Genomic DNA, 22,287 nt, shown 5'->3' with positions numbered 1-22,287 from the left:
TCACTGACTCTGTTGGTGATGTTGTACTAAACATTGAGAATGTCTTAGATGTTCAAAAATGTCCAGGTTAAAAGTATCAGTAACAGAGGTATAGAAAATATTTTTAGCCCGTTATTAATATCATTTGAAAAATACCCTCTAAGCCCCCCTTATTAAGCTATGCATTAGTCACATCTTTCTTAACAATCTTAAAACCCTTATTATAAAAGCGTCTTGAAGACTGAGGTGTCAAACATACTTGACAATTTCGCTTTCATCTTATCGCTAAAAAACGGTTTTTATTGAGAATAAAAAACGGCGCCATAAGGGTTAGAGGGATGTGAGTGAACACTCTCATGAATGTTGAGAAAGATCCGGGTAATGGATAGCTTATTAAGGGGGGTTGGGGGGATTAAATCTTTCTATTCAAACTCAATTTTGTCATAAATATCAGCCAAAGGTATTTCAAAATCCATCGAATTTAAACGAAGCGTTTCATTCAAATCATCGTACTCAGTAAAAGTCCAACGCTTATCATCTGTTTTAAAGTACTGCTCAACGTGTACCGTGTATTGGTCGATTAAAATATATTCTTGAAAAGTTGGAATAGTCCGATATGCGGCAAACTTATCATCTTTATCATAACTTTTAGTAGATTTTGATAAAACTTCAGCAATTACTAACGGGTTGGTTATTGTATCCCGGCGCCCTTCTTGCATTTGTAAGTCGCCTTGAACTACCATTACATCTGGATAAGTATAAATACGTTTTTTGGGAATCCACAACCTTTGGTCAGCAACAGAGACTCGATAAGGTTGGCGCCTGAATACGTAATTAAGCGTACCACCTAAGTTTACAGCAATTTGACTATGATTCGGCGTACCACCAGTCATAAGTATAATTTCACCGTCAATGTACTCATGGCGTTCAAGCGAGTTAACCTCTAACTCTAAATATTCTTCACACGTATAATGTTTTTTTTCAACTTGTGCAATCATCGGTTATTACCCCCAATCCGTCCAAGCCTTTATCTTGTATTGTACAAGCTAACTTAGTTTATGGTAAAAAATCAGCATAAATTTGGTTATTAAATAATGGATAAAAATAGTATTTTAGAGAAAAGCAACTCACAATTAACAACTTCTAATACTCAAAGAGGCGCCCTTTACAATAAATACAAGTCTAAAATTATTCACAATCCTTGTTTGGATAGAACTTTAGTTAGTTTTCAAGCCAACAAAGAAACCCAGTTTTCTTGGTTCAAATATCGAGAAGGATTTTCAGAAAAGCTTGTTACATACCTAATTGATACTTTAAAACCAAAACCCGGCGCCTTACTTGACCCTTTCGCAGGAGTCGGAACTTCATTATTTACGGCAAGTGATTTAAACTGGCAAACTATTGGAATTGAGCTTTTACCCGTTGGTGTTTTTGCCATAGAAGCAAAAAGCAATGCACGAACAATACATGTAGAAGCTTTAAGTTTAGTTATTAATCAAATTCAAACAATAAATTTTTCTGATTATTATGACCAACAGTACGCATTTAATCATCTGGCAATTACAAGTGGCGCCTTTCCTGAGTCTCAAGAAGTAGAACTAGTAGGTTATATATCTTATTGTAAAAACCATATTCAAGATATTTCTATACGTAATATTTTACTATTTGCAGCATTTTGTATTCTTGAAGATATTAGCTACACCCGTAAAGACGGTCAATATTTACGTTGGGATTATCGTTCGAGCCGTTCACGAGGCAAAAAGGAATTTTCTAAAGGGGAAATATTACTCTTTAAAGATGCAATACACAAAAAGCTAGCTCAAATTTTATCAGACTTGTCAAATAAAGACGCTGTTCAACTAGATTTATTTGACCCAAAACCAGAAAAAGGCGCCTTTAAAGAAGTAAACTTACAACTTCATCAAGGCACTTGTTTAGAAATCATCCCAACCATAACAAATAATAGTATAGATTTTGTCGTTACTTCTCCTCCCTACGTCAATAGATATGACTACACACGTACATACGCTTTAGAGCTAGCATTTTTAGGATGCAGTGAAGACGAAGTAAAGCGCTTACGGCAAACAATGCTTTCATGCACCGTAGAAAATCGAGATAAGCGGGATATATTAGAAAAACACTATATACAAATAAACCGTTACGATGATTTTATCAAGATAGATTCAACTTTTAATAAACAAGGCGCCTTACAAGAAGTATTAGGAATTCTAGAAACCTACAAGCAACAAGGAAAACTAAACAATGTAAACATTATCCGAATGATTCGTAACTACTTTTACGAGATGAGCTTTGTAATTTATGAACTAGCGCGCGTTCTCAAACCAGGTGGTGTAATAGCAATGGTCAACGATAACGTACAATACGCAGGGGAAGAAGTTCCTGTAGACCTTATATTATCGGATATAGCAGAATCATTTGGGCTGACTACAAAATACATTTGGACATTAGGACGAGGAAAGGGTAATAGCAGTCAACAAATGGGTAATCACGGTCGCTCCGAATTGCGTAAATGTGTTTATATTTGGGAAAAGTAAATATCGTGACAGAAGCAAATCGCCTTAATTATAGGTTACGCTCAACTTTCTTTTATCGTAAGTTAAAGGAGTATAATACACTTTCACTAAGGAATAAAATAGAATTACTATTTCCCGTAGAGCATTTATATGATTGGCAGGATAAATTGAACTGGTGCATTGGAGAAGATGCATTTAACTATATTGAGCAATCTCAACTACATCTAATTCAAGTGTTCTGTCATCCCCGATTAATTAGAGAACAACCTCAATTGATAGCCTACTACCGGAATATTGCTGCATTGTCTCAAAAAGCCGTTAGTAATTTAGTCAAAATCAGCGTAAGTAAATTTGAAGCCGATGATGAAAATCGCTACTCTTTAACAGATAATAATGCATTAGAGCTATGTAAACTTTTTAATGAGCATATTTCGCTTATTATCGATAGCTCTGTAGAAAGTATTACGGAAGAAGAGCTACACGCAATACTTTTAGCATCTACAGGGGCGCAAATTGATGGCTCATGGCGTAATGCTATTGGAGAAGAAGCAGAAAAATTAGTACAGAGACTTATCATAAAAGAGGCAAAAGAAAGAAACCTTCTTCATGCTTTTATTCTGCGTACTGGCACAGGAATCGAATTATACGATTCTAATAAACTTGAAGAACAATTAGGAAATCTCAAAAAGTACCGAAATTGCCTCATTAAAAATTTTCATCACTACATCGCTAGGTGTTGAAGGATTTTCTAGTAAATATCCACGAGATTGTTTTTGTTGAACTAATTTACGTAAAGCATTAGCAGGAGTATGAGGATTTTCTATTACTTCCCATGCTGCATCTGTTTCTGCTAATTCTTCTAATATATAAGATGGTGTTTCTGGGTACCTTGCTAAATTCCGGCGAGCATCATAATTCATTTCTATTAGTTGCCGAAAATATTGGTTTCTTTCTTGCTCAGGAATAGCTGAGTTAAAAGCTAATGCGAAATATATTTCCCAATTAGAGTAATCGTCTGGTTGAGAGTAAGTCTTAATTAATTGCAATAATTAATTTATAATTGCTAAAGGTGTATTACAATTCCCAATTAATTTGATGGCTATAGGACGATTAGCTAAAGTAATATTAGATGCAATTATTTGGGTTGCTAATTGTTCTAAAATGTGAACAGGAGAAGTTTTGGATTGTGCTATACTCGCTAAAATATCTACTTTTTTAAGCATTCTTTTAAACTTCCTCTATACAAATATCATCGTCGCTCATTTCATTGAATGCTTCATGAGCTACGAAATTTTTTTCGTTTAAATTCAATAAATGATCTAAAATTTGATTTTTTAAATATTCTGGTGTTTGTGAATTCTGAAAAACAGCAAGGCGAACCGATGGGTCAGAATCTTGAGCAAGACATTCCAATGTACTAACTAGCAAGTTTGGGTGTCGAGCAACATAACATCTCCATTCGTCTGGATAGTCAGTTAATTCAGCGAGAACTGAGCCAGGAGTATTTGGGTCACGAATTAATTTGAGTTTGTCGTTACTGTTACCTGACTTAGCTATTTGTATGGTGATGCTAGCAGGTAGGTTATTCCTTTCAACAATATAATATTTATAACGAGGAAATAATTTTACTAAAGCATCTTCAGAAGCGTTAGGATGTTTGGCTATGGCTTTAGGCACTGCTTCATTATAATGATTTAACAGTAAGTCAAGGACATCCGCAGGCGCCGCTAAGTTTTGTGCTATCGCCAATTGGATTGATTCAGAAGAATCTTGCGCTAACTTTGCTAATGTTTCAGGTGGTGTGTATGGATTACGCGCGACTGCTAAACGAATCCAAGACCAAGGACTATTACCAAGTACAGCTAATTCCTCTGGGTTGGTTTCCCAGTTTTGAGCTATTTCATGTTGAGCTTCTATTTGCTCTATTAGTTGAGTAGGGCTATTAGCATGATATTTAACAGCTATACGAATTGGTAGTTCTAAGTCTCCTGCTAATTGTTCTAATGTGCTGTAAGGAATATCTGGATGTGCCGCAGCTTTGAGTCGTTCTTGAATAATTGGGGAAAGTGCGAGTCTTTCTAGTAGCTTGACTCTATACCTTTGTGGCATGTATTGGTTTTCAATGCCTTCTATTAATCGATGTCCTGGCATCCACTGGCTTACTAATACTTCTGGAACAGGCGCCAATCTCAATAATTCTGCGACTAAGCGGTCGTTTTGTCCTAACGGCGCCGTTTTTATTGCTTCTTCTGCTATTTCCTGCCAATCTTCACCTGCTTCTCCGGCTAGGTTTACGTGCATACTCGCGGCTTGAGCGACTTCGGGATGTGCGCTGTTAGCTAGCACTTCTAGGAGTTGACGCGGCGCCTCGCTGTAATTTGCTACGGTAAGCTGATAGTCAACAGGTTGGTTTAATAACTGTTGCGGTTGTTCTATAAATTGTTGCAGTTCTGAAGGGGTAAATGCTTGAGGTGACTGCATGGTTATTTAGTTTGGAATGGATAATTTTATCTAGTATACATGCACTGATAAGATTGGCTTTAAGATTTAATGTAAATTTACAGCACTCATTAATTGTGGGAAGTAGGCGCCAATATGCTCTTTTCTCTGTGTCATCGGCGCCTAATCGGGTAAAAATTCTTGAAGATGCTTCGTTCGCGACTCATGACAGGGTGCCAGATGCTTCGTTCTAGATGCTTCGTGCCTCAGCATGACAGGGTAGCAGATGCTTCGTGCCTCAGCATGACAGGGTGCCAGATGCTTCGTTCGCGACTTATGACAGAGTGTGCTAGTTGGCGTGGACTTTAGGTTTTAGTTTGATTAAGTCGTCGATGTTGCGCTTTATGGTTTTGCAAATAGTATCGAGGGGTAAGTCGTTTGCATCGTAGCCAAAGGGGTTTTCTATTTCTAAACCTATTGCTTCTATACCAAATAGTGTAAAGCTGATTAGTGCTGAAACAAAGCCTGTCCACCACCCTAGACTTGCGACCATTTGAAAGGGTAATGATAGGCAGTAAAGTAATAATAGTTGTTTGAGATGTATTGCGTAAGCTAGTGGCATTGGTGTTCGCAAAATTCTTTCACAGGCGCCGAGGTTATCAACTAATTGGTTAACTAGTTCTTGCATTGCTGAAAGTTGATAGCTGTTAATACAGTTACGGTCGTATTGATGCTGTAAATAATCTCCTATCCAAAAGGCAACTTCGAGAGGAGGATTATCTATCATTGTTAATTTTGCGTACCGTGTTTCAGGCATGAGTTCTTCTAATTCCGCATTGACTTGTTCTCCTCGCAAATGAATTTTTGTCGCTACCGCAAATGCTACTAATAAATATAATGTTGCAATTTTGCTTTTTCTATCTTCGTATTCAGCTTCATTAACCGAAACCCATATTTGCCGTGCCAGGTTTCTGACATTATTAACCATCGACCCCCAACACTTTCGACCTTCCCAAAAGCGTTCGTATGCGGTATTGGTACGAAATACTAGCAATAAACCTAAAACGATACTCGGTATGAGACTGCCTAATATTGGTTGTGATACAGGCAACTTGTAATAATGAAGTACCGAAATGAAAACGGCAAAAATTCCACAACCTATAACTCGTCTATGTATTGCTCTGATAACAGAACCTTTTATTTGTAGTGCGCTTTTTAGCCAGTATCCTCTTTCAGCAGGCATATTAATTAAATAATATTTATTTGGTACGCGCATTAAATGCATTTTGCACGCTTTTTAACAATGTACCTTATTTCACTGTTAAATTTAACGCTCAACTTTATGAGTTGCCAAGGATACATCTGTATTTTTATAGTAAATAAGCCCTCTTGGCGCCAAAGAGGGGTTAGGAAAAAATAAAATTAAAAGCGGCAACTAAGATATTGTTTTTCGTCTGCTAGCGTTGATATGTGAAGCATCATATCTTTGTCACATGTTCCGGCTGAGTTACCTTGTATAATTTGTATTTTTTGCGATAGTCTACAGTTTTGAAACATGCTTTTTTCGGTGAAGGTTACGTAATCGTTTGCTTTGCAAGGGACTGTTGCGGAAACGTTGTTTACTACGATTTGTACGGTTAGGTCTTTTGCTAAAATACAGTTGTTTAGTTGTCCGTTTGGGTAATTAACAATTGTGCCGCTTTTACATACGACTGAGGCTTCTGCTGGTGTGGATAGGAGATTCCAGGTAAGTACACCAAGTAGGTATATTACAAGTTTTGAATATGTGTTCATAAAAAGTTGTTTTATTGCGTGATACTGAGAAACCTGGTTTCTTTTGGTTAAAATTGAAGATTGTTTTGTTCAGTGTTGGAGAAACCAGGTTTCTTAAAATAAAGGGCATCTTATTAAGATGCCCTGTTATGCAGGGAAACCCATGACAGGGTATTACCTACACCTTCCCAACAATCAGCAACAGTGACTAATTCCACGTTAGCCACATCACAGTCATAGATGTGAATACTAGTAATTTTATTAACGTGTAAACTTATATGACAGTGGTATATACACTGATTTTTGTTGAGGCAAGGGAGAAGTTACTATTACGTGTCTAGTTCTTGTTTAACGTGATTGTAGCGGTAAGATACTCCTGAAACGGCGCCTAGTAACAGCCATGAAAGTGCATTGAGTCGCAAGTCAAATAAACTTACGTCTACTGTGTTAAAAATTACCCATGATATGACAATTAGAAAATAGCTGAAGAATATTAGTTTGTCTTGTTCAGAACATATTGATTGTTTTAGTACTCGTATACTGGAAATTAAAATCCAGATAATTAAGCTTATAAATAATAGTGTGTTGGGTATTCCTATTTCTGCGGATAGCATTAAAAAGAAGTTGTGGGGATGTCCTAACCAAATATGCATTTTTTCTTGGTATACGGGGGTAAAGTTTCTTAGTCCCCAACCTGTTAAAGGACGCTGTTGTGCCATTGACCAGGCAAACTGCCATTGTGTTGTTCGCATTAGTTGAACTGGTCGGTCTGGAAACATTTGGTCGTTTAAACGTGCCCAAAAAAATGCTGGAACGAAGGTACGAAATATCCCAGCGATAGATGTCGGTGCGAATGCTGCTAAAAGTACACTAGCTGTAACGGCGCCAAAAAAACCAACTATAAGGCGCCATCCTTTAAAAACTGCATAAGCAACACAAGCTAAAATTGCTATTAACCAAGCATTACGTGAATTAGTTAATATTAGTGCTGCAAAATTGAGAAGTACAGCAAATGTCAGGAAGAGTAATGAGTGCTGAGTTCTGAGTGCTGAGTATGAAAGACGTTTTTTTTCCCCTATCTTTTCTAACCACAATCCAGATGCGAGAATAAAAACTATTACTAAATACCCAGCTAGGATATTCGCGTACATAAATACAGAAGACATGCGACCTAAAGGGTTTCCTCCAGGTGTAATTGTCCAACCAAATATATTAAAGATTAATTCCGGAGTTTTTAAGCCTAAGAACATTTGTCCTAAACCGAGTAATGCAACTGGTATAGAAGTGATTACCATTATCCAAGCAAGGCGCCGTAGTTGGGCTGTTGTTTGAATTAAAGTATCAAAGGCGCAAAATAATAAAATGAAGGGTACAAAATTTGGTAATCCCAGTAGTGCGGGTATTTTTTCCTGTGCAAAAAACGTTGTGATAATAAGCACTAAGCTAAAAATGCCAAATCCCTGATTGATAGGGCGCTTTACAATACTTTTGTACTTAAGCCACCAAGTAATAAGTAGTGCCAAGCTTAAGTTAATCACCCCCAATACAGGCATTAGAGGAAAAATCAACACTCCTACTTGAGCGAAATTCCAAGGTAGTTGTAATTTTGAATCTGGATGCTGTGAACCGTGTTTAGTCATTTGTCAAAAGTACTATTGCTAATTGTTGTTGGTCTTTTGCCCGCTCGTCCTGGGTCTGATGACGAAGGACTAACGACAAATGACTAATAACTTTTAAACTTTAAACTTATGACTAATGACTAATGACATTAAAGTCAAGCAGGTTCCCAACATTCTTCGCCACGAGTTAGACGAATTTGTGCGATTGTAAAAATTGTGGGGATTATCCGACCGTAATTTGTTGCTATCGCTCGCCACCCTAAATCAGCAAGAAACCATGTCCACATCATTGGACCAATAAAGGCAAACACTGTACGCGCGGCGCCGTATCGTGCTGCATTTACTGCCATTCCTTGACGTGCCATCTGTAAACCCACGTAATTTTGGAATTGGTCGGCTGCTATTTTTCCTCCTTGAATTGCAGCTTGGCGTGCCATTTGATACGCTGCGAAATGCGTAGCAAATTGACGCGCGATTTGTCTGAGCAACAGCGGTTGCACTACCGAAGTTAAAGCCAGCGCGCTACCTCCTTTAAATAGCAGTCCGAGTGGGTCGGGTTGCAATAATAAAGGTAGTGGTTCGTTTGTGGATATCGATTTTGCTAGCTGCGCTTGTACTCGTTCGGTCAACTTTTGTTTTTCCGCAGGGGGTAATTTTCGCCAAACGCGCCCTAATAAATGTAGAAAAAGTTCAGCTTCTAAATCAACTGTCGCCAAATCATCTGAATAAGTTACTTTTAAATACTTACAAACCTGAATTAGGGCTTGTCGGTAGGTAACTTGATTGGTGCGTCCCCGTAAAACCGTAATACCATCGGCGGCTAAATACCGAAAGCGTTCTTCTAGCGCCGATAGCCAAGCTTCACGGCTTTGGCTTTGCACTTCGATTGGTTCGGGTGTCTGTACGTAATCGAGGGGGTTGAATTTACGACTAAACAAGATTGCTGTTAAATCCTTTAATTCATCCTCTGTTGCCAGTTCCAAGGCTTCCCTCAGTTCATCCAATTTCCCTTCCTCCAAATCGCACAGCTTGTTCTCTGTTCCCTATTCTACTATCAGGTTTTATTACTCAATGGTAATAGTAGTAGCTGATAGCTAATTGATTATTGACCACTAATACATTAACCATTTACCACTAACCAATGACAGATGTTGTAATAATAGGCGCCGGAATGGCTGGTTTAGTTTGCGCGCAGCAGTTAACCCAAGCTGGTTATTCGGTGTTAGTAGTTGAAAAATCGCGTGGTTTTGGTGGCAGAGTCGCAACTCGTCGCTTACATAATACTTGTGCTGACCACGGTGCATGTTACCTCAAGCCCAAAGGTAAATTAATGACTCAGTTTGTTGAGTTATTAATACAACGTAACATTCTTCAAGTTTGGAACGGTACTTTTATGGAAAAGACACAAAATATTGTGTCTTCTATGCAACCGAGGTATGTAAGTCCGAATGGAATGAGTTCTATAGCTAAGTTTCTGGCACAAGGTTTAGATGTAATTCTTGAACGGCGTGTTGTTGAAGTTAATTTTGATGATAATCAATGGCGCCTGACTCTTGAATCACATCAATCTATAAGTACTAAAGTACTTATTACGGCAATTCCTGCCCCCCAAGCTTTAACCCTACTTGAACCACTCGAAGGTAGTATTCTTAATTCCACATTTATTAACAAACTGCGTTCGGTTGAATTTTTTCCAAGTATCACCGTCATGGCTGGCTATCCAGCTACGTCAACACCACTTCCTCAATGGAAAGCCATAACATTTGAGAACGATAATATCCTAGGATGGATTGGTTTCGATAGCACTAAACGTCTTAACCCCTCACAACCTGTTTTCGTAGTTCAAAGTAGCGCTGATTTTGCCGCACAAAATTTAGAGACTCAAGATTTACAGCCTGTAGGACAACAGATGTTACGTACTGTCGCCAACTCGGTCGGGTTTGACTGGCTTGCATCTCCTGATTGGTTACAAGTTCATCGTTGGCGTTACGCTTTTCCCAAGCACCCCTTACAAGAAACTTTTTTAACTGCCGAAACTTTACAGCCCTTAGTGTGCTGCGGTGATTGGTGTGGAGGTAATTTAATTTCAGGCGCCGTTGATTCTGGACTCAGCGCAGCAAGTGCTGTAAACTCTCAACTTCGACCCAATACCACCCTTGAAGATTGGAAATTGTAGGTTGTAGGGTGGGCAATGCCCACCTTGCTATTAATATTATCAATGTTGGGTTATACCTACGTGCTTATTAAGTATATATACGTAGAATAATCTAAATCTTAAGAAATAATTAAAAAAAATAATTACACTACCTATCCAGAAAATAGTTTCATAGAATAGATGAGTCGTAAGTTTTGATACCAACTACTTAATTACACTTGTTTGTATATTTACTGTACAATAATCTTTTTGCAAGATAATTTGTATTGATTAATACATAGTAGTAAAGATACAGCAATTAGAGTTAGTAACTGTAATTGGTAAGTAAAGAAGCTAATTCTTAATAATATATTTATTATTAAGGGATGGCGCCCAAAATGTTCACAATGAGTTTTGTGTATTTTTTGCGCGAAAAGTCAGAAAATCTAAATAATTAAGATAAGGCTGCTTACGAAATTTGGATGTCAGCAGACTTATGTTGATTAGTAAAAATTTGTTTACTAAAGATGAACTTTTGTTTAAGAAGCAAAATATAACTCAAGTAGTTTGATCAATTAAAAAACTCACTTGAGCAAAATTTGTTTGCTTACAACAACTATAAACTTAGTCATGTTTCAAATAATTAAGGGAGTATAGATATGGAAACTGCTGTTAAATTAACATTGCAATCAGTTGTTGGAGAAATACAAAAGGTATTAGATACATATCCTTACACTCCTTATCAACAAGTATTTGCAATTCCTGACATTCGTCAAGACTTAATAGATTATGTAGCGGCGCAGATTCCTTGCTTAGATAGCGATTTTGATACAGCTTGTGGAATCAATTATAAGTTACCACGTAACCCTTTGCAAGCAAAGTTGCACGTCCAAAGTATAATTCACCAAGGAATTTGTTCGATTATGGAACAAAAATCTGAATGGATTAGCAGATTGTTTAATGATACAGTTCAACCAAATTGCGAACCTTCACACTGGTTTGGATAATCTATTTAAGTTAGGAGTTAGGAGTGAGGAGTTAGGAATTTTAACTCCTAACTCCTCATTCCTAACTCCTCACTTTTTAATTGCGTCATATCCCCAGTTTTTGAGGGAATAATACCAGCGGGTGTTTTCAATATCACCCTCTGGTTTTTGTGCTGAGTGACGATGAATATAACTAACGACTTTTTTCATGTGAGCAAAATCTTCTTCTGTATATTCATCTTCGTCTTTTTGCAGTAACTCTATAATATGCTTTCCAGATTTATGCCCAACTGATTCGTCTTCTCCATCTTTCGTCATCCCTACGGATTTTGATTCTTCCGTATCTAACCATGACTCCAACTCTTTTGGTTTCATGTTTACTGACGTGCGAAATTCTTCAATTACAGATTTTACTTCCTTACTCATAGTTTGTTATTGGTAATTAATCTACTTTTTCGAGTGAATCTGGTTTGTGTGCTGCTTCTTTACCAGTTTTGTCACTTTTAACTAAATACTGAGGATTATCCTTAGAAGCTGCTACGTGATGTCCTTTTATATCTGTGGGTGAGGTAAGTTTTTCTTCGACTTCTCCTACGGTTTCACCACGTGAAGTCTTCCATTTAACTTTGTCACCTGCTTTTAATTCTTCAGACACGGGTTTTGTCCTTTTGCTTTCTACTTGCTCATATACCCGCTTATTATCTTTGCTGCCCAAACCTGATGAATCAGCCTTTGGTATAAATTATTTTATCTATCTGCTTGGGGATATTTATAAAAATAAATTTGCACCTACGCAGTAAAATATAGATTTGTTAATAAAACTTAAAAGGCAACGTGCGACTTCTTATATGAATATCCAACCAGAATTTCTCCAATATACTCAGTGGTCGGGAATTGCCACTTTAGCTTTAGCCGCTATAGCAATTTTAGCTTTTGTTTTTAAATGGGGTATTCGGTTTCGACTTGTGGGTACAACCGGGTTCATGTTAGTTATTACAGGAGGTTTGTTTGCCTTATCACTGGCGCCACTAACACGAACAGTAATTCCTGGCGCCGTTCGCTACAACTTAGTTTACGACAATGGAGCGACGCAAACCGTAATTTCACTTAAGAACGATATCACCCAAACCCAACTCGATGCCACTCTTCGCCAAGCTGCAAGTGATTTGTACTCCGCTGGGCGCCTCGGTGCTGGTACTAATAATCTCATGTTAATCCGCGCACGTACCGTAATTCACCCAGAACCAGGTGTTTCAATACCTTTGTACATTGGACAAGCCAAACGCTCTTTAGCTAGTCGCGATGACTCAAGCATGGCAATTGAAATTTTTGAAGATAAATTTGCTTTATTAGCAAAACCAACAGCATAGGCAACGGATTATAAACGGATGTAACGGATAAGTTATGCATCCGTTGCATCCGTTCTATCCGTTGCCAATTTTGTGTTTACTGATACAATTTTTATTATTTTGAAATAAAATATTACTTGAAGGTAGTTACTGTATAACTTAATGCATATGTATTAAAGAAATGGAAAGCGGATACTTACTAGTTAAGAACTTTATCAAAAAGTATGCAGAAATGTTACTGTTAGTTAATTAGTTATATGCCTAATAAATTTTTAGCCGAAAAGTTGTCTACTCAAACTTCTAGTTCGTTATCTTTCCTTGCAGTTGCCCCTGCGAAGGTAATTCGCGGTACCCAAGTGTTGGCTGCTGCTGTTGATGATATTGCCCGTTTGGGTAAGCGTCCTTTGATTATTGGTGGTAAAACGCTGACTGCAATTGAAGGTTTTTTGAAGCCTATCTTGAATGCTTCTTCATTGCAATGTTCATGTGCTTGTTACACTCCTGATTGTAGTGAAGCTAGTTTAGTTTCTTTACGTACTGAAGCCAAAAAGCATTCTTGTGATGTAATTATTGGCGTAGGTGGTGGTAAAGCACTAGATACAGCGAAGCTTATTGCTTATCAGTTAGATGTGCCAGTAGTAACAGTTCCAACTTCGGCGGCAACTTGTGCTGGGTGGACTGCTCTATCTAACGTTTATTCGGATGAGGGAGCATTTCTTTACGATGTTGGGTTAGCGCGCTGCCCTGATTTGCTTATTTTAGATTACGATTTGGTGCAAACGGCGCCAACTCGGACTCTAGTAGCAGGTATTGGCGATGCTTTAGCTAAGTGGTATGAAGCTTCGGTTAGTAGTGGGCATTCTGAGCAAACTATGATTATTGCTGCCGTTCAGCAAGCACGTGTATTACGCGATATTCTCTTCCAAAAATCCTTACAAGCACTCAAAGAACCTGGTGGTGATGCTTGGCGCGAAGTGGTTGATGCTTCTGTTTTAATGGCAGGAGTTATTGGTGGTTTGGGTGGTGCCCAATGTCGAACGGTTGCAGCACATGCAGTTCACAATGGATTAACTCATATTTGCGGGCGCCATAGTATCCACGGTGAGAAAGTAGCTTTTGGAATTTTGGTGCAGTTGCGTTTAGAAGAGATGGTTCAAGGTAACCAACTCGCTTCCTCTGCAAGACAACAGTTGTTAAAGTTCTATGCAGAAATTGGTTTGCCGCGTAATTTGAATGATTTGGGTTTGGGAGATGTGACTCTGCGACAACTACTTTGTGCCGTAGAAATTGCCCTCGACCCTAAATCAGATATTCATAGATTACCGTTTAAAGTTTCCTCCGAACAGTTGATGGCAGCAATGGTATCTACGACGGCGCCAATAGATAATAATACGATGAGTCGCGTTTCGGTGTTGGGAGTGAGTGATGAGGTTGAGCAATGAGTTTAAGTTGGATTAAGTCCGCAGAACGTATACAAAATTTACCGGCTTATCCATTTGCCCGGTTAGATGAACTCAAGGCAAACGCGCGGCAACAAGGTTTAGATTTGATTGACTTGGGAATGGGCAATCCTGATGGTAGTACACCTCAACCAGTCATTGATGCTGCGGTGAAAGCGTTACAGAACCCTGCAAATCACGGTTATCCACCATTTGAAGGAACTGCTAGTTTTCGAGGTTGTATAACAAATTGGTACTATCGTCGCTATGGTGTAAAGTTAGACTCCGACAGTGAAGCTTTACCTTTACTTGGTTCTAAAGAAGGTTTGGCACATTTAGCGCTAGCTTATATTAATCCAGGTGATGTTGTCCTAGTGCCTTCACCATCGTATCCAGTACATTTTCGCGGGCCCTTAATTGCTGGGGGAGAGGTTTATAGCTTAGTTTTGAAGCCAGAAAATAATTGGTTAATTGATTTAGCGGCAATTCCTGATGAGGTCGCACATAAAGCTAAAATTCTTTATTTCAATTATCCTAGTAATCCAACGGCGGCAACTGCTCCGCGTGAATTTTTTGAAGAAATAGTTGCTTTTGCTCGTAAGTATGAAATTCTGCTAGTGCATGATTTATGTTACGCCGAGTTGGCTTTTGATGGCTATCAACCTACGAGTTTACTAGAAATTCCCGGCGCCAAAGAAATTGGTGTAGAGTTTCACACAATGTCCAAAACCTATAATATGGCAGGTTGGCGCGTTGGCTTTGTAGTTGGCAACCGTCATGTTATTCAGGGACTGCGAACACTCAAAACAAATTTGGATTACGGTATTTTTGCGGCATTACAATCTGCGGCAGAAACTGCCTTACAACTTCCAGATACTTACTTGTACGAGGTGCAAAAACGCTACCAAACCCGTCGTGATTTCCTCATTGAAGGATTATCACAATTAGGATGGGATGTTCCGAAAACCAAAGCCACTATGTATTTGTGGATTCCTTGCCCACCAGGAATGAGTTCAACTGATTTTGCACTTGATGTATTACAAAAGACAGGTGTAGTGGTAACACCAGGTAATGCTTTTGGTAGTGGTGGTGAAGGATACGTGCGCGTCAGCTTGATTTCGGAATGTGACCGTTTAGGCGAAGTTTTGCGACGGCTTAAACAAGCTGGTATTCGCTATAAAGCTGAAGCCTTTGCATAATGTGTTGTAGAGACGCGATATATCGCGTCTCTACATATACGTGAAAATACGGATGTAATTTTTCCATAATTTACCGGATACCCGATACATAAATCCTCGCTTATATATAGAGAAGAACTAAGCAAGTGTACGTTAACACTTACCCAGGCTAGTTTTTTATTCTAAATTGGTTTCATAAGAGGATGTTAAATGGATAGCGCAAAAGCGTATCAAAAATGCTTAAAGCGGCTGACCTGGGCAACCGAAAGCCTCAAATTGGAGATTTCGCAGTCTAAACTTGAGCATATTACTGACTTGATTGTGCAGCCGATGACGGGCCCTTGGCGGTTCTTTCATACTCCGCAACATATTTTTGAAGTCGGTGGCAGTAAAGACCCAATTGAAGTTTTGGCGGCATTATTCCATGACCTTGTTTATGTACAAGTTGACTGGAGCATTCATTTTAATGTCGGTTATTATATTTCTCCGTTTACCAAAGAAATTAATGGGCACCTAACAATTCGCAGTCAGTCAGATTTACCAGCTGATACAATCTTTGAAATTGTTACTTCAGTTTTTGGATTTGTTCCTGGGCAAGTTCTCAACCCTTATGCAGGACAAAACGAGTTTTTAAGCGCTTTGGTTGCTGCAAAAGTCTTAGAACCCTTTGCAGGAGCGCCATTGTTAATGCAAATAGTAGCGTGTATCGAAGCGACTATTCCATTTCGTTCAGCATGTGAAAAAGGTTTAACAGCAAGCGAACAACTTTTAGAACGCTTAAAATTCACAACCCAAAAGTTCTACTTACTCGTCACGGATGCTGAACTGTGTGAAACCATAAAAAGAGGTGTGCGTGTCGCTAACCGCGATGTATCTAGTTTCGCGCATCCAAGTGCAGCAAGATTTCTAGCAAACACCTGGAACTTACTTCCCGAAACGAATCATAATCTTAGCGCTACCGGTGCTTATACGGTTGCCGACTATAGACTCGCTATTCAAAAAATGGAAGGGTTTATGGCTTCACTCAAACCAGAAGTTATTTTTCGCTGTTTTCAAGATGAACCTCGGCGCCATACTTATAATATTTTTGAATATTATGCGAAACGAAATATTGAGATTGCTCAACTATACCTAAAAGCTAAACTTGTCACTATTGCGTTGATTGAAGCGATTTCGTTTACCATCGGATTAGACATTCCCTTAGTCATCATGATGGGAGAAGTGCCTTTGCGCGGTTTTACTTTTATGCGACTTGAACATTTCTTGCCAGAAGTTGCGAATCCCTATGAGATAAAAAATAATATTGAACAAGAAGTGTGGAATTTACTGAAATTTGGACGCGCTAAGAGTAACTATAGCGACTTACAACATTCTCCTATCGCTACATTTATTGTTAAACTAATTGGATTCAATGGTATTCAAAATCAGTGTGACTTGGCAAAACAATTCTTTCTAGGCAATATTTCCAGTGAAGAATTTATTGCCAGCTTTGAAAATGCTTTAGCAGAGAAAATTATTTACGCACTCCAAGAGTTATTTGAAAGTCGTAAAATTGCTGTTAGCCACTGTTATAAATTTACTTCAAACCGAAAAACTCAACATCATTGATTTTAATCCCCCCGTGCGTCAGGGGGGCTAATAATAAAAATATCAACTTTATTCTTGTAATTCTGCACGTAATTTAGCCCATTTATTTAAAACATTTGGTTGCGATATCAATTGTTTTTGCAGCAGTATCACATCATCTTGAATATCTACAATCCCATATTTATATTCATTAATGAATCTGTCTACTAACGAAGCAAAATTAACTAAATCCGTTCGTTCATCTTGAAAGCTTTTTTGGTAGCGTAAATCACGCCATACATCTGCTAATATAAATTCTACATATTCAATTTGCTTCAAATCGTTTTGTATTTGGATATGAGGTAAACGCACAATTTTACGACGAGTGGCAAGATGCGGAAGTAGATAAGTTGTTGTTGAAACGCTTGAAGAAGGATTTATATTATTCATCAACGTGCGGACGTGTCCTACATGTTCCCACTGACGAGTTAATGGAGTGTATACCCAAGGATTAAATGATTCAGGTATTAAAAAGTAAAATGCACGATTCGGACTCGATATCACAGTAATAATTAATGATAAAACTATACACCTAATCCACCATCGCTGTACAGAAGCATTAAACTTATTTTGATTTTGTGACCACCATATAATGGCGCCATAATAAATACCTGGCATTACAGTTAAAGCATATCGAATATTCACTCCGAGGGCAAGTTTTCGCTCTTGAATTAAAAGGACTAATAAAGGAGGACTTATTGTTATCCAAGCAGTAGGTGATATTACTGGTACAAATAATAAAGGCAACCAGTGGTTGAGCATATATCGTACCCTTCTATCAAAAGGAATGAACACACTTTTGAAAACCTCTACAGGGTGAGTTATCATTCCCCACAAAATTTGTAGCGTACTGGGACTATCATTACCAGGAGCAAATTTACCAAAAATTCCTTTTAAATATAGTCGTGAATTATCATTAGAAAATAATTCCATAACTTGATTAGTTATCAGCGACACATAAGCAAAGCTAACTAAACACAAAGCAATTCCGACCCTAGCATGACGACGAGTATATATTAAGTAAAGCCCAAAACCAAATAGAGTGATTCCGGTATCTTCGCGGATTCCTAACGTTAAAGCTACAAATAACCAAAACAATGACCATTTACGTTTTGCAAATGCCCAGAGCATACTAAATACAAACAAAGGAATTTGACAATATTCATAAAAATTTGCCAATGTTGGTCCAATGACTGTATTGGCGCCAAAGTAAGCAGCTACAATTAAGACAGCGATGTTAGTAGGCAAATAATGACGCGAAGTAGCATAAAGTACCAAACCACCCGCTGTCATTAAAGCTACCTGCAAAAGAACTAAGGTGGCGCCTGTTGGGAACAAAGCGTATATTGGCAACCATAATATAAAATCGATGACGAAGTGCTGTCCTAAATGATTATAGAAAACCTTATGTATCTGACCATCAGCAATAACAGCACTCGATTGACCCGACGATAACGAACCCTGGAAAAAACGTCCGTGGATAGTGTTCCAAAACAACTGGTCAAAAAGTGCTTGGTCATAAGAAGCATAAAAGCTGTAAAACCGATGTAGTGCAAAAAATGATACTAGTACAAAAAAAATGCTAGCGAGTACACATACAAGGCGCCAGCCAGAAGTTTCATCCAGTGACAACTTCTTGATTTTGCTTATCAGCATGTTACAGTTTACAACCTGTATATTTAAATGCCTACATAAATAACATATTGAGAAACGAAAAACAAGATTTTAACAATCAATTATCAAATGCTCTGATTCTTTAATTTGTAGATGTCGATAATCTGATTATTTTGATTGATACGTGGCGAAGTATATTTATTTACTTTAGAATAGAGAAAATATAAATTAGCTCTATAGAAAGAGGCTTAAATCAAGTCTAGAAAGTTAAAATCAACGGCATTTAGTAGAATCTGTTATAAAATCGTGATAAATCAAAAGTTGCAAAGTTATATTAGTGTCATAAACCCTCAGTTACAAGCATTTTCAAATGAGGGTGATAGAAATAGTGGCTATAAATATAGCTGGTTTGACTGGTTTTGCTTATGGTATCCCCCAGGATGGCTAGTTTTATTCAATCGTCACTGGCAACATTACCATTCTGACCCTGATGGTTGGAAATGGTATGAGTATGGATTATTCCTTATTCCTGGTGGATTTTACTTAGCTTTATTAATACGTTGGTTACGTTTAGGTTGTCGCTCACCCCGTAACGAACAAACTGAGTTTAATCATTATTATCAACAGGCATTTCGTCAGGAAATATTGACACCGATTATTAAAAAATATTTCCGCGCAGAGTTACAGCAAATTGAAAATTTACCAGCAACAGAACCTCTAATGGTAGTTATGAACCATGCTGGAATGTGCTTTCCTTGGGATTTTATAACTCTTGGATATTTACTAAGCGAAAAACGAAATTGGACAATAAAACCACTTGCAGGAGTAGCATTGTTTGAACATCCTTGGATAGTTTGGTGGTTGCCTGTGGGATGGTCAAACGTTTTGGGTGGTATACGTGCCGAATTTAAAGCGTTTGAAAGCGCTGTTAAAGAACGTCAGGTAATTCTTTATGCTCCTGAAGGATTGCGTGGACCGCAAAAAGGTTGGCAAAAACGCTATCAGCTACAAAACTTTGATATTAGTTTTGAGCAATTAAGTCAGCGCTATCAGGTTCCAGTTCTGCCAGTAATTTGTGTTGGTAGCGAGAATTTGCATCCTTTTGCTATCAATATCAAAAAAATTCAAAGACTATTCAAACTACCATTTTTGCCCATTTCTCCATTAATACTATTACTAGCTATTTTTCCTTCGATGGGTGTTTGGGCGATGCGCGCGCGGTTACGTTATTACATTCAAACTCTTGAAGACATTGGTCTAGAAGAAGTTGATAATAACCGTACAGAGGCTTATCAAAGAGCGCAAGCATTAAAGGAAAAAATGCAGAAATCTATAGATATGAAACGGCTGTCCCCAGCCGTTCCACAAGAGCATTTGTAATGTGGACTTCAGTCCACTCTACTAATTACTACTAATTACCAAAACGATAACCTTTACCATAAACGGTATGAATTAATTGTGTTTCTCCTATTGATTCAATTTTGCGACGCAGTAAGCGAATTAATGCTGCAATTACATTACTACTTGGTTGCTCGGTATCGTTCCATAAATTTTCCATAATTTGGGCATGTGTAAGTAACTGCCCTGAATTTTCCATAAAAAATTGTAATAACTGACTTTCTTTTTCTGATAGTTCAATTACTCTACCAGTACGGTAAGCAACTTGATTTTCGATATCTAATTCTAAATCAGCTTTAATTAAACGCGGAGTCGGCGCCTCTTGCACTTGTGTAGTTGATGAACGTCGCAGTAGTGCCCGTACTCGTGCAAGTAACTCCCGCAGTTCAAACGGTTTAACTAAGTAATCATCGGCACCTGCATCTAAACCTTTAACTCGGTCATCAAGCGTATCTTTTGCTGTGAGAAATAGTACAGGTGTTGTTTTACCTTGGCGCCGGAGTTCTTGACAAATTTCTAGCCCGCTTTTTCCAGGTAACATCCAATCTAAAATCAACAAGTTATAATCGCCACTCAGTGCTAACTCACTGCCATGTAATCCATCATAGGCAGCATCAACGTTATACCCTTCGCGCGTCAGTAATCGACTTAAAGGGTCTGTAAGCTCTACTTCGTCATCAACCAAAAGGATTTTCATAATATTATATTTCTGTGAACCTGCCCCTACTTCGTATGATTACTGTTGCATTGCCCAAAGGTGGACTTTTAAAAGATAGCATTCGCTTATTACAAGATATTGGACTAGATTTTAGTGCTTTTTTAGACTCAGGAACTCGTCAATTACAACTGCCCGACGCAAGTGGAAAAGCTAAAGGGCTATTAGTTAGGGCACAAGACGTTCCAGTATATGTAGAATATGGGCAAGCACATTTAGGTATAGTTGGATACGATGTATTACGTGAGAAAAAACCAAGTGTAGCTCACCTTGTTGATTTAAAATTTGGTTACTGTCGATTATCGGTAGCAGTAAAAGAATCAAGTTCTTATCGTTCAGCATTAGACTTGCCAGCAAACGGTAGAGTTGCATCAAAATACGTCAACTGCGCGCGTGAATACTTCCAAAGTCTTGACTTACCAGTAGAAATCATCCCCTTATCAGGTTCAGTAGAACTAGGACCCATAACAGGAATCTCCGAAGCCATCGTAGATATAGTATCCACAGGAAGAACCCTACACGAAAACGGTTTAATAGAAATCGAGAGACTGTACGAAAGTACCGCCCGTTTAATAGCCCACCCATTAAGTTACCGTTTAAACGTAGGTAACATGGACGAATTAATCAGCAAAGCCCGCCACGCCATTACCGTAGGGGCGGGTTAACCCATATCCTCCAAAACAAACGAAAAACCTTGTAAACCCGCCCCCAAAACCCGCCCCCAACAAACAAAATATACAGGGCGGGCAAGGATGCCCACCCCACAAGAACCCATGCAAAAACCAACCATTGATTTTGATACAAACCCAACAGTGCCAACCAGCGAATACGATGAAATGGCGCGCATTGCTTTACCAGGTTACGAAGCAATGCATACAATGGCACTATCAATCTTAAAATCGCACCTACCCAAAACCGCAAACCTACTAATAGTAGGCGCCGGCACAGGAATGGAGTTGATACGATACAGTCAAAGTAACTCAGAATGGTCATTTCTAGGCATTGACCCTAGTGCCAACATGCTTGAAATAGCACGCACCAAAATCGAGCAACATAATTTATCGGAATGTATAACATTACAACAAACCTACACGCACGAATTACCATCAACACCGTTATACGACGCAGCAACATCGATTTTGGTAATGCATTTCATTCCCGATGATGCCAAATTAGCCTTTTTACAGAGTATTGCTCAACGCTTAAAACAAGGGGCGCCTTTCATTTTAGTTGATATATTTGGTAAAAAAGGCACACCCGAATTTGAACGGATAATTACCTACATACAATCATATTGGGAAGAAATGGGAAGAACTGAAGCAAATATAAAAGAAATGCTTGCCACCTTTGAAAAAGGTATTTATCCAGTAGAAGAAGCGCGTGTTTATGAATTATTGCAGCAAGCTGGTTTTACAAATGTAATAAGGTTTTATACAGGAATTTGGGTAGGTGGTTGGGTCGCATCAACATGTTGAACGGGCAAGGATGCCCATTCCACAATAAA

Annotated in this window: 24 protein-coding genes; 12 read left to right on the top strand and 12 right to left on the bottom strand. The window is 38.4% G+C overall.

Annotated elements, in window-relative coordinates:
* Nucleotides 1-401 precede the first annotated feature (401 nt).
* A complete protein-coding gene (locus DSM106972_RS46115; protein ID WP_127087004.1) occupies nt 402-977 on the bottom strand; it encodes a Uma2 family endonuclease in 576 nt (191 codons plus the stop codon).
* A gap of 96 nt (nt 978-1,073) precedes the next feature.
* Between DSM106972_RS46115 and DSM106972_RS46110 the strand changes: the two genes are divergently transcribed.
* Both DSM106972_RS46110 and DSM106972_RS46105 read left to right on the top strand, forming a co-directional pair.
* Complete coding sequence (locus tag DSM106972_RS46110) at nt 1,074-2,534, top strand: hypothetical protein (protein WP_127087003.1); 1,461 nt, start codon at nt 1,074-1,076, stop codon at nt 2,532-2,534.
* Between the two features lie 5 nt (nt 2,535-2,539).
* Nucleotides 2,540-3,253, top strand: a complete 714-nt coding sequence (locus tag DSM106972_RS46105; RefSeq protein ID WP_158632991.1) for an XcyI family restriction endonuclease — start codon at nt 2,540-2,542, stop codon at nt 3,251-3,253.
* On the opposite strand, the gene DSM106972_RS46100 is transcribed toward DSM106972_RS46105, so the two are convergent.
* The 3 genes from DSM106972_RS46100 to DSM106972_RS46095 are packed head-to-tail and all read right to left on the bottom strand — an operon-like array spanning nt 3,185 to nt 4,994.
* Complete coding sequence (locus DSM106972_RS46100) at nt 3,185-3,559, bottom strand: hypothetical protein (protein ID WP_127087001.1); 375 nt, start codon at nt 3,557-3,559, stop codon at nt 3,185-3,187. The genes DSM106972_RS46105 and DSM106972_RS46100 overlap by 69 nt on opposite strands.
* Before the next feature lie 3 nt (nt 3,560-3,562).
* Entirely contained in the window at nt 3,563-3,736 is a 174-nt protein-coding gene (locus DSM106972_RS51880) for a hypothetical protein (protein WP_158632990.1), read from the bottom strand.
* Between the two features lie 4 nt (nt 3,737-3,740).
* Entirely contained in the window at nt 3,741-4,994 is a 1,254-nt protein-coding gene (locus DSM106972_RS46095; protein WP_127087000.1) for a hypothetical protein, read from the bottom strand.
* Between DSM106972_RS46095 and DSM106972_RS46090 the strand changes: the two genes are divergently transcribed.
* Nucleotides 4,976-5,206 carry a hypothetical protein gene (locus tag DSM106972_RS46090; RefSeq protein WP_127086999.1) on the top strand — a complete coding sequence of 77 codons (231 nt, stop codon included), beginning with the start codon at nt 4,976-4,978 and terminating at the stop codon, nt 5,204-5,206. The genes DSM106972_RS46095 and DSM106972_RS46090 overlap by 19 nt on opposite strands.
* 95 nt (nt 5,207-5,301) lie before the next feature.
* Here DSM106972_RS46090 and DSM106972_RS46085 read toward each other — a convergent pair whose 3' ends face one another.
* From DSM106972_RS46085 to DSM106972_RS46070, 4 genes are all read right to left on the bottom strand, one after another.
* Nucleotides 5,302-6,195, bottom strand: coding sequence for a bestrophin family protein (locus tag DSM106972_RS46085; protein ID WP_127086998.1), 894 nt, complete (start codon nt 6,193-6,195; stop codon nt 5,302-5,304).
* A gap of 179 nt (nt 6,196-6,374) precedes the next feature.
* Entirely contained in the window at nt 6,375-6,746 is a 372-nt protein-coding gene (locus tag DSM106972_RS46080) for a hypothetical protein (RefSeq protein WP_127086997.1), read from the bottom strand.
* 308 nt (nt 6,747-7,054) lie between these two features.
* Nucleotides 7,055-8,365 carry an O-antigen ligase family protein gene (locus DSM106972_RS46075; RefSeq protein WP_127086996.1) on the bottom strand — a complete coding sequence of 437 codons (1,311 nt, stop codon included), beginning with the start codon at nt 8,363-8,365 and terminating at the stop codon, nt 7,055-7,057.
* A gap of 134 nt (nt 8,366-8,499) precedes the next feature.
* Nucleotides 8,500-9,348 (bottom strand): YaaW family protein, encoded by an 849-nt coding sequence (locus DSM106972_RS46070; protein ID WP_127086995.1) that lies wholly within the window; start codon nt 9,346-9,348, stop codon nt 8,500-8,502.
* Nucleotides 9,349-9,485: 137 nt separating this feature from the next.
* On the opposite strand from DSM106972_RS46070, the gene DSM106972_RS46065 reads away from it, so the two are divergent.
* Nucleotides 9,486-10,520 (top strand): NAD(P)/FAD-dependent oxidoreductase, encoded by a 1,035-nt coding sequence (locus tag DSM106972_RS46065; RefSeq protein WP_127086994.1) that lies wholly within the window; start codon nt 9,486-9,488, stop codon nt 10,518-10,520.
* 617 nt (nt 10,521-11,137) lie between these two features.
* Complete coding sequence (locus tag DSM106972_RS46060) at nt 11,138-11,485, top strand: hypothetical protein (RefSeq protein WP_127086993.1); 348 nt, start codon at nt 11,138-11,140, stop codon at nt 11,483-11,485.
* A 69-nt stretch (nt 11,486-11,554) separates the two neighbouring features.
* Here DSM106972_RS46060 and DSM106972_RS46055 read toward each other — a convergent pair whose 3' ends face one another.
* Nucleotides 11,555-11,890, bottom strand: a complete 336-nt coding sequence (locus tag DSM106972_RS46055; protein ID WP_127086992.1) for a DUF3140 domain-containing protein — start codon at nt 11,888-11,890, stop codon at nt 11,555-11,557.
* A 16-nt stretch (nt 11,891-11,906) separates the two neighbouring features.
* On the bottom strand, nt 11,907-12,119 hold the full coding sequence (locus tag DSM106972_RS46050; RefSeq protein ID WP_127086991.1) for a hypervirulence associated TUDOR domain-containing protein: 213 nt from the start codon (nt 12,117-12,119) through the stop codon (nt 11,907-11,909).
* A gap of 193 nt (nt 12,120-12,312) precedes the next feature.
* Between DSM106972_RS46050 and DSM106972_RS46045 the strand changes: the two genes are divergently transcribed.
* From DSM106972_RS46045 to DSM106972_RS46030, 4 genes are all read left to right on the top strand, one after another.
* Nucleotides 12,313-12,834, top strand: a complete 522-nt coding sequence (locus DSM106972_RS46045) for a Ycf51 family protein (protein WP_127086990.1) — start codon at nt 12,313-12,315, stop codon at nt 12,832-12,834.
* Nucleotides 12,835-13,070: 236 nt separating this feature from the next.
* Nucleotides 13,071-14,255, top strand: coding sequence for an iron-containing alcohol dehydrogenase family protein (locus DSM106972_RS46040; protein WP_127086989.1), 1,185 nt, complete (start codon nt 13,071-13,073; stop codon nt 14,253-14,255).
* Nucleotides 14,252-15,451, top strand: coding sequence for an aspartate aminotransferase (locus DSM106972_RS46035; RefSeq protein ID WP_127086988.1), 1,200 nt, complete (start codon nt 14,252-14,254; stop codon nt 15,449-15,451). Before DSM106972_RS46040 ends, DSM106972_RS46035 begins: the two co-directional genes overlap by 4 nt.
* Before the next feature lie 189 nt (nt 15,452-15,640).
* Nucleotides 15,641-17,038 (top strand): hypothetical protein, encoded by a 1,398-nt coding sequence (locus DSM106972_RS46030; RefSeq protein ID WP_127086987.1) that lies wholly within the window; start codon nt 15,641-15,643, stop codon nt 17,036-17,038.
* A 48-nt stretch (nt 17,039-17,086) separates the two neighbouring features.
* On the opposite strand, the gene DSM106972_RS46025 is transcribed toward DSM106972_RS46030, so the two are convergent.
* A complete protein-coding gene (locus DSM106972_RS46025) occupies nt 17,087-18,712 on the bottom strand; it encodes a DUF2079 domain-containing protein (protein ID WP_127086986.1) in 1,626 nt (541 codons plus the stop codon).
* Between the two features lie 264 nt (nt 18,713-18,976).
* On the opposite strand from DSM106972_RS46025, the gene DSM106972_RS46020 reads away from it, so the two are divergent.
* Nucleotides 18,977-20,050, top strand: coding sequence for a 1-acyl-sn-glycerol-3-phosphate acyltransferase (locus tag DSM106972_RS46020; RefSeq protein WP_127086985.1), 1,074 nt, complete (start codon nt 18,977-18,979; stop codon nt 20,048-20,050).
* Between the two features lie 31 nt (nt 20,051-20,081).
* Here the strand turns inward: DSM106972_RS46020 and rppA are convergent, their stop codons facing one another.
* Complete coding sequence (gene rppA / locus DSM106972_RS46015) at nt 20,082-20,765, bottom strand: two-component system response regulator RppA (RefSeq protein WP_127086984.1); 684 nt, start codon at nt 20,763-20,765, stop codon at nt 20,082-20,084.
* 35 nt (nt 20,766-20,800) lie between these two features.
* On the opposite strand from rppA, the gene hisG reads away from it, so the two are divergent.
* A complete protein-coding gene (gene hisG, locus DSM106972_RS46010) occupies nt 20,801-21,448 on the top strand; it encodes an ATP phosphoribosyltransferase (protein WP_127086983.1) in 648 nt (215 codons plus the stop codon).
* A gap of 108 nt (nt 21,449-21,556) precedes the next feature.
* Nucleotides 21,557-22,258: a class I SAM-dependent methyltransferase gene (locus DSM106972_RS46005; RefSeq protein ID WP_127087007.1), complete on the top strand. Its 702-nt coding sequence runs from the start codon at nt 21,557-21,559 to the stop codon at nt 22,256-22,258.
* Nucleotides 22,259-22,287: the final 29 nt, after the last annotated feature.

This window comes from Dulcicalothrix desertica PCC 7102 (assembly GCF_003991905.1).
Lineage (GTDB): Bacteria > Cyanobacteriota > Cyanobacteriia > Cyanobacteriales > Nostocaceae > Dulcicalothrix > Dulcicalothrix desertica.
This window is presented reverse-complemented; position numbering and strand designations above follow the sequence as displayed.

What these genes read in the sequence shown, in the direction of transcription:
- DSM106972_RS46115 (WP_127087004.1), bottom strand. Translation starts at nt 977, where the DNA reads ATGATTGCACAAGTTGAAAAAAAACATTATACGTGTGAAGAATATTTA.
- DSM106972_RS46110 (WP_127087003.1), top strand. Translation starts at nt 1,074, where the DNA reads ATGGATAAAAATAGTATTTTAGAGAAAAGCAACTCACAATTAACAACT.
- DSM106972_RS51880 (WP_158632990.1), bottom strand. Translation starts at nt 3,736, where the DNA reads ATGCTTAAAAAAGTAGATATTTTAGCGAGTATAGCACAATCCAAAACT.
- DSM106972_RS46090 (WP_127086999.1), top strand. Translation starts at nt 4,976, where the DNA reads ATGCTTGAGGTGACTGCATGGTTATTTAGTTTGGAATGGATAATTTTA.
- DSM106972_RS46095 (WP_127087000.1), bottom strand. Translation starts at nt 4,994, where the DNA reads ATGCAGTCACCTCAAGCATTTACCCCTTCAGAACTGCAACAATTTATA.
- DSM106972_RS46085 (WP_127086998.1), bottom strand. Translation starts at nt 6,195, where the DNA reads ATGCCTGCTGAAAGAGGATACTGGCTAAAAAGCGCACTACAAATAAAA.
- DSM106972_RS46080 (WP_127086997.1), bottom strand. Translation starts at nt 6,746, where the DNA reads ATGAACACATATTCAAAACTTGTAATATACCTACTTGGTGTACTTACC.
- DSM106972_RS46075 (WP_127086996.1), bottom strand. Translation starts at nt 8,365, where the DNA reads ATGACTAAACACGGTTCACAGCATCCAGATTCAAAATTACAACTACCT.
- DSM106972_RS46065 (WP_127086994.1), top strand. Translation starts at nt 9,486, where the DNA reads ATGACAGATGTTGTAATAATAGGCGCCGGAATGGCTGGTTTAGTTTGC.
- DSM106972_RS46060 (WP_127086993.1), top strand. Translation starts at nt 11,138, where the DNA reads ATGGAAACTGCTGTTAAATTAACATTGCAATCAGTTGTTGGAGAAATA.
- DSM106972_RS46055 (WP_127086992.1), bottom strand. Translation starts at nt 11,890, where the DNA reads ATGAGTAAGGAAGTAAAATCTGTAATTGAAGAATTTCGCACGTCAGTA.
- DSM106972_RS46045 (WP_127086990.1), top strand. Translation starts at nt 12,313, where the DNA reads ATGAATATCCAACCAGAATTTCTCCAATATACTCAGTGGTCGGGAATT.
- DSM106972_RS46040 (WP_127086989.1), top strand. Translation starts at nt 13,071, where the DNA reads ATGCCTAATAAATTTTTAGCCGAAAAGTTGTCTACTCAAACTTCTAGT.
- DSM106972_RS46035 (WP_127086988.1), top strand. Translation starts at nt 14,252, where the DNA reads ATGAGTTTAAGTTGGATTAAGTCCGCAGAACGTATACAAAATTTACCG.
- DSM106972_RS46030 (WP_127086987.1), top strand. Translation starts at nt 15,641, where the DNA reads ATGGATAGCGCAAAAGCGTATCAAAAATGCTTAAAGCGGCTGACCTGG.
- DSM106972_RS46025 (WP_127086986.1), bottom strand. Translation starts at nt 18,712, where the DNA reads ATGCTGATAAGCAAAATCAAGAAGTTGTCACTGGATGAAACTTCTGGC.
- rppA (WP_127086984.1), bottom strand. Translation starts at nt 20,765, where the DNA reads ATGAAAATCCTTTTGGTTGATGACGAAGTAGAGCTTACAGACCCTTTA.
- hisG (WP_127086983.1), top strand. Translation starts at nt 20,801, where the DNA reads ATGATTACTGTTGCATTGCCCAAAGGTGGACTTTTAAAAGATAGCATT.
- DSM106972_RS46005 (WP_127087007.1), top strand. Translation starts at nt 21,557, where the DNA reads ATGCAAAAACCAACCATTGATTTTGATACAAACCCAACAGTGCCAACC.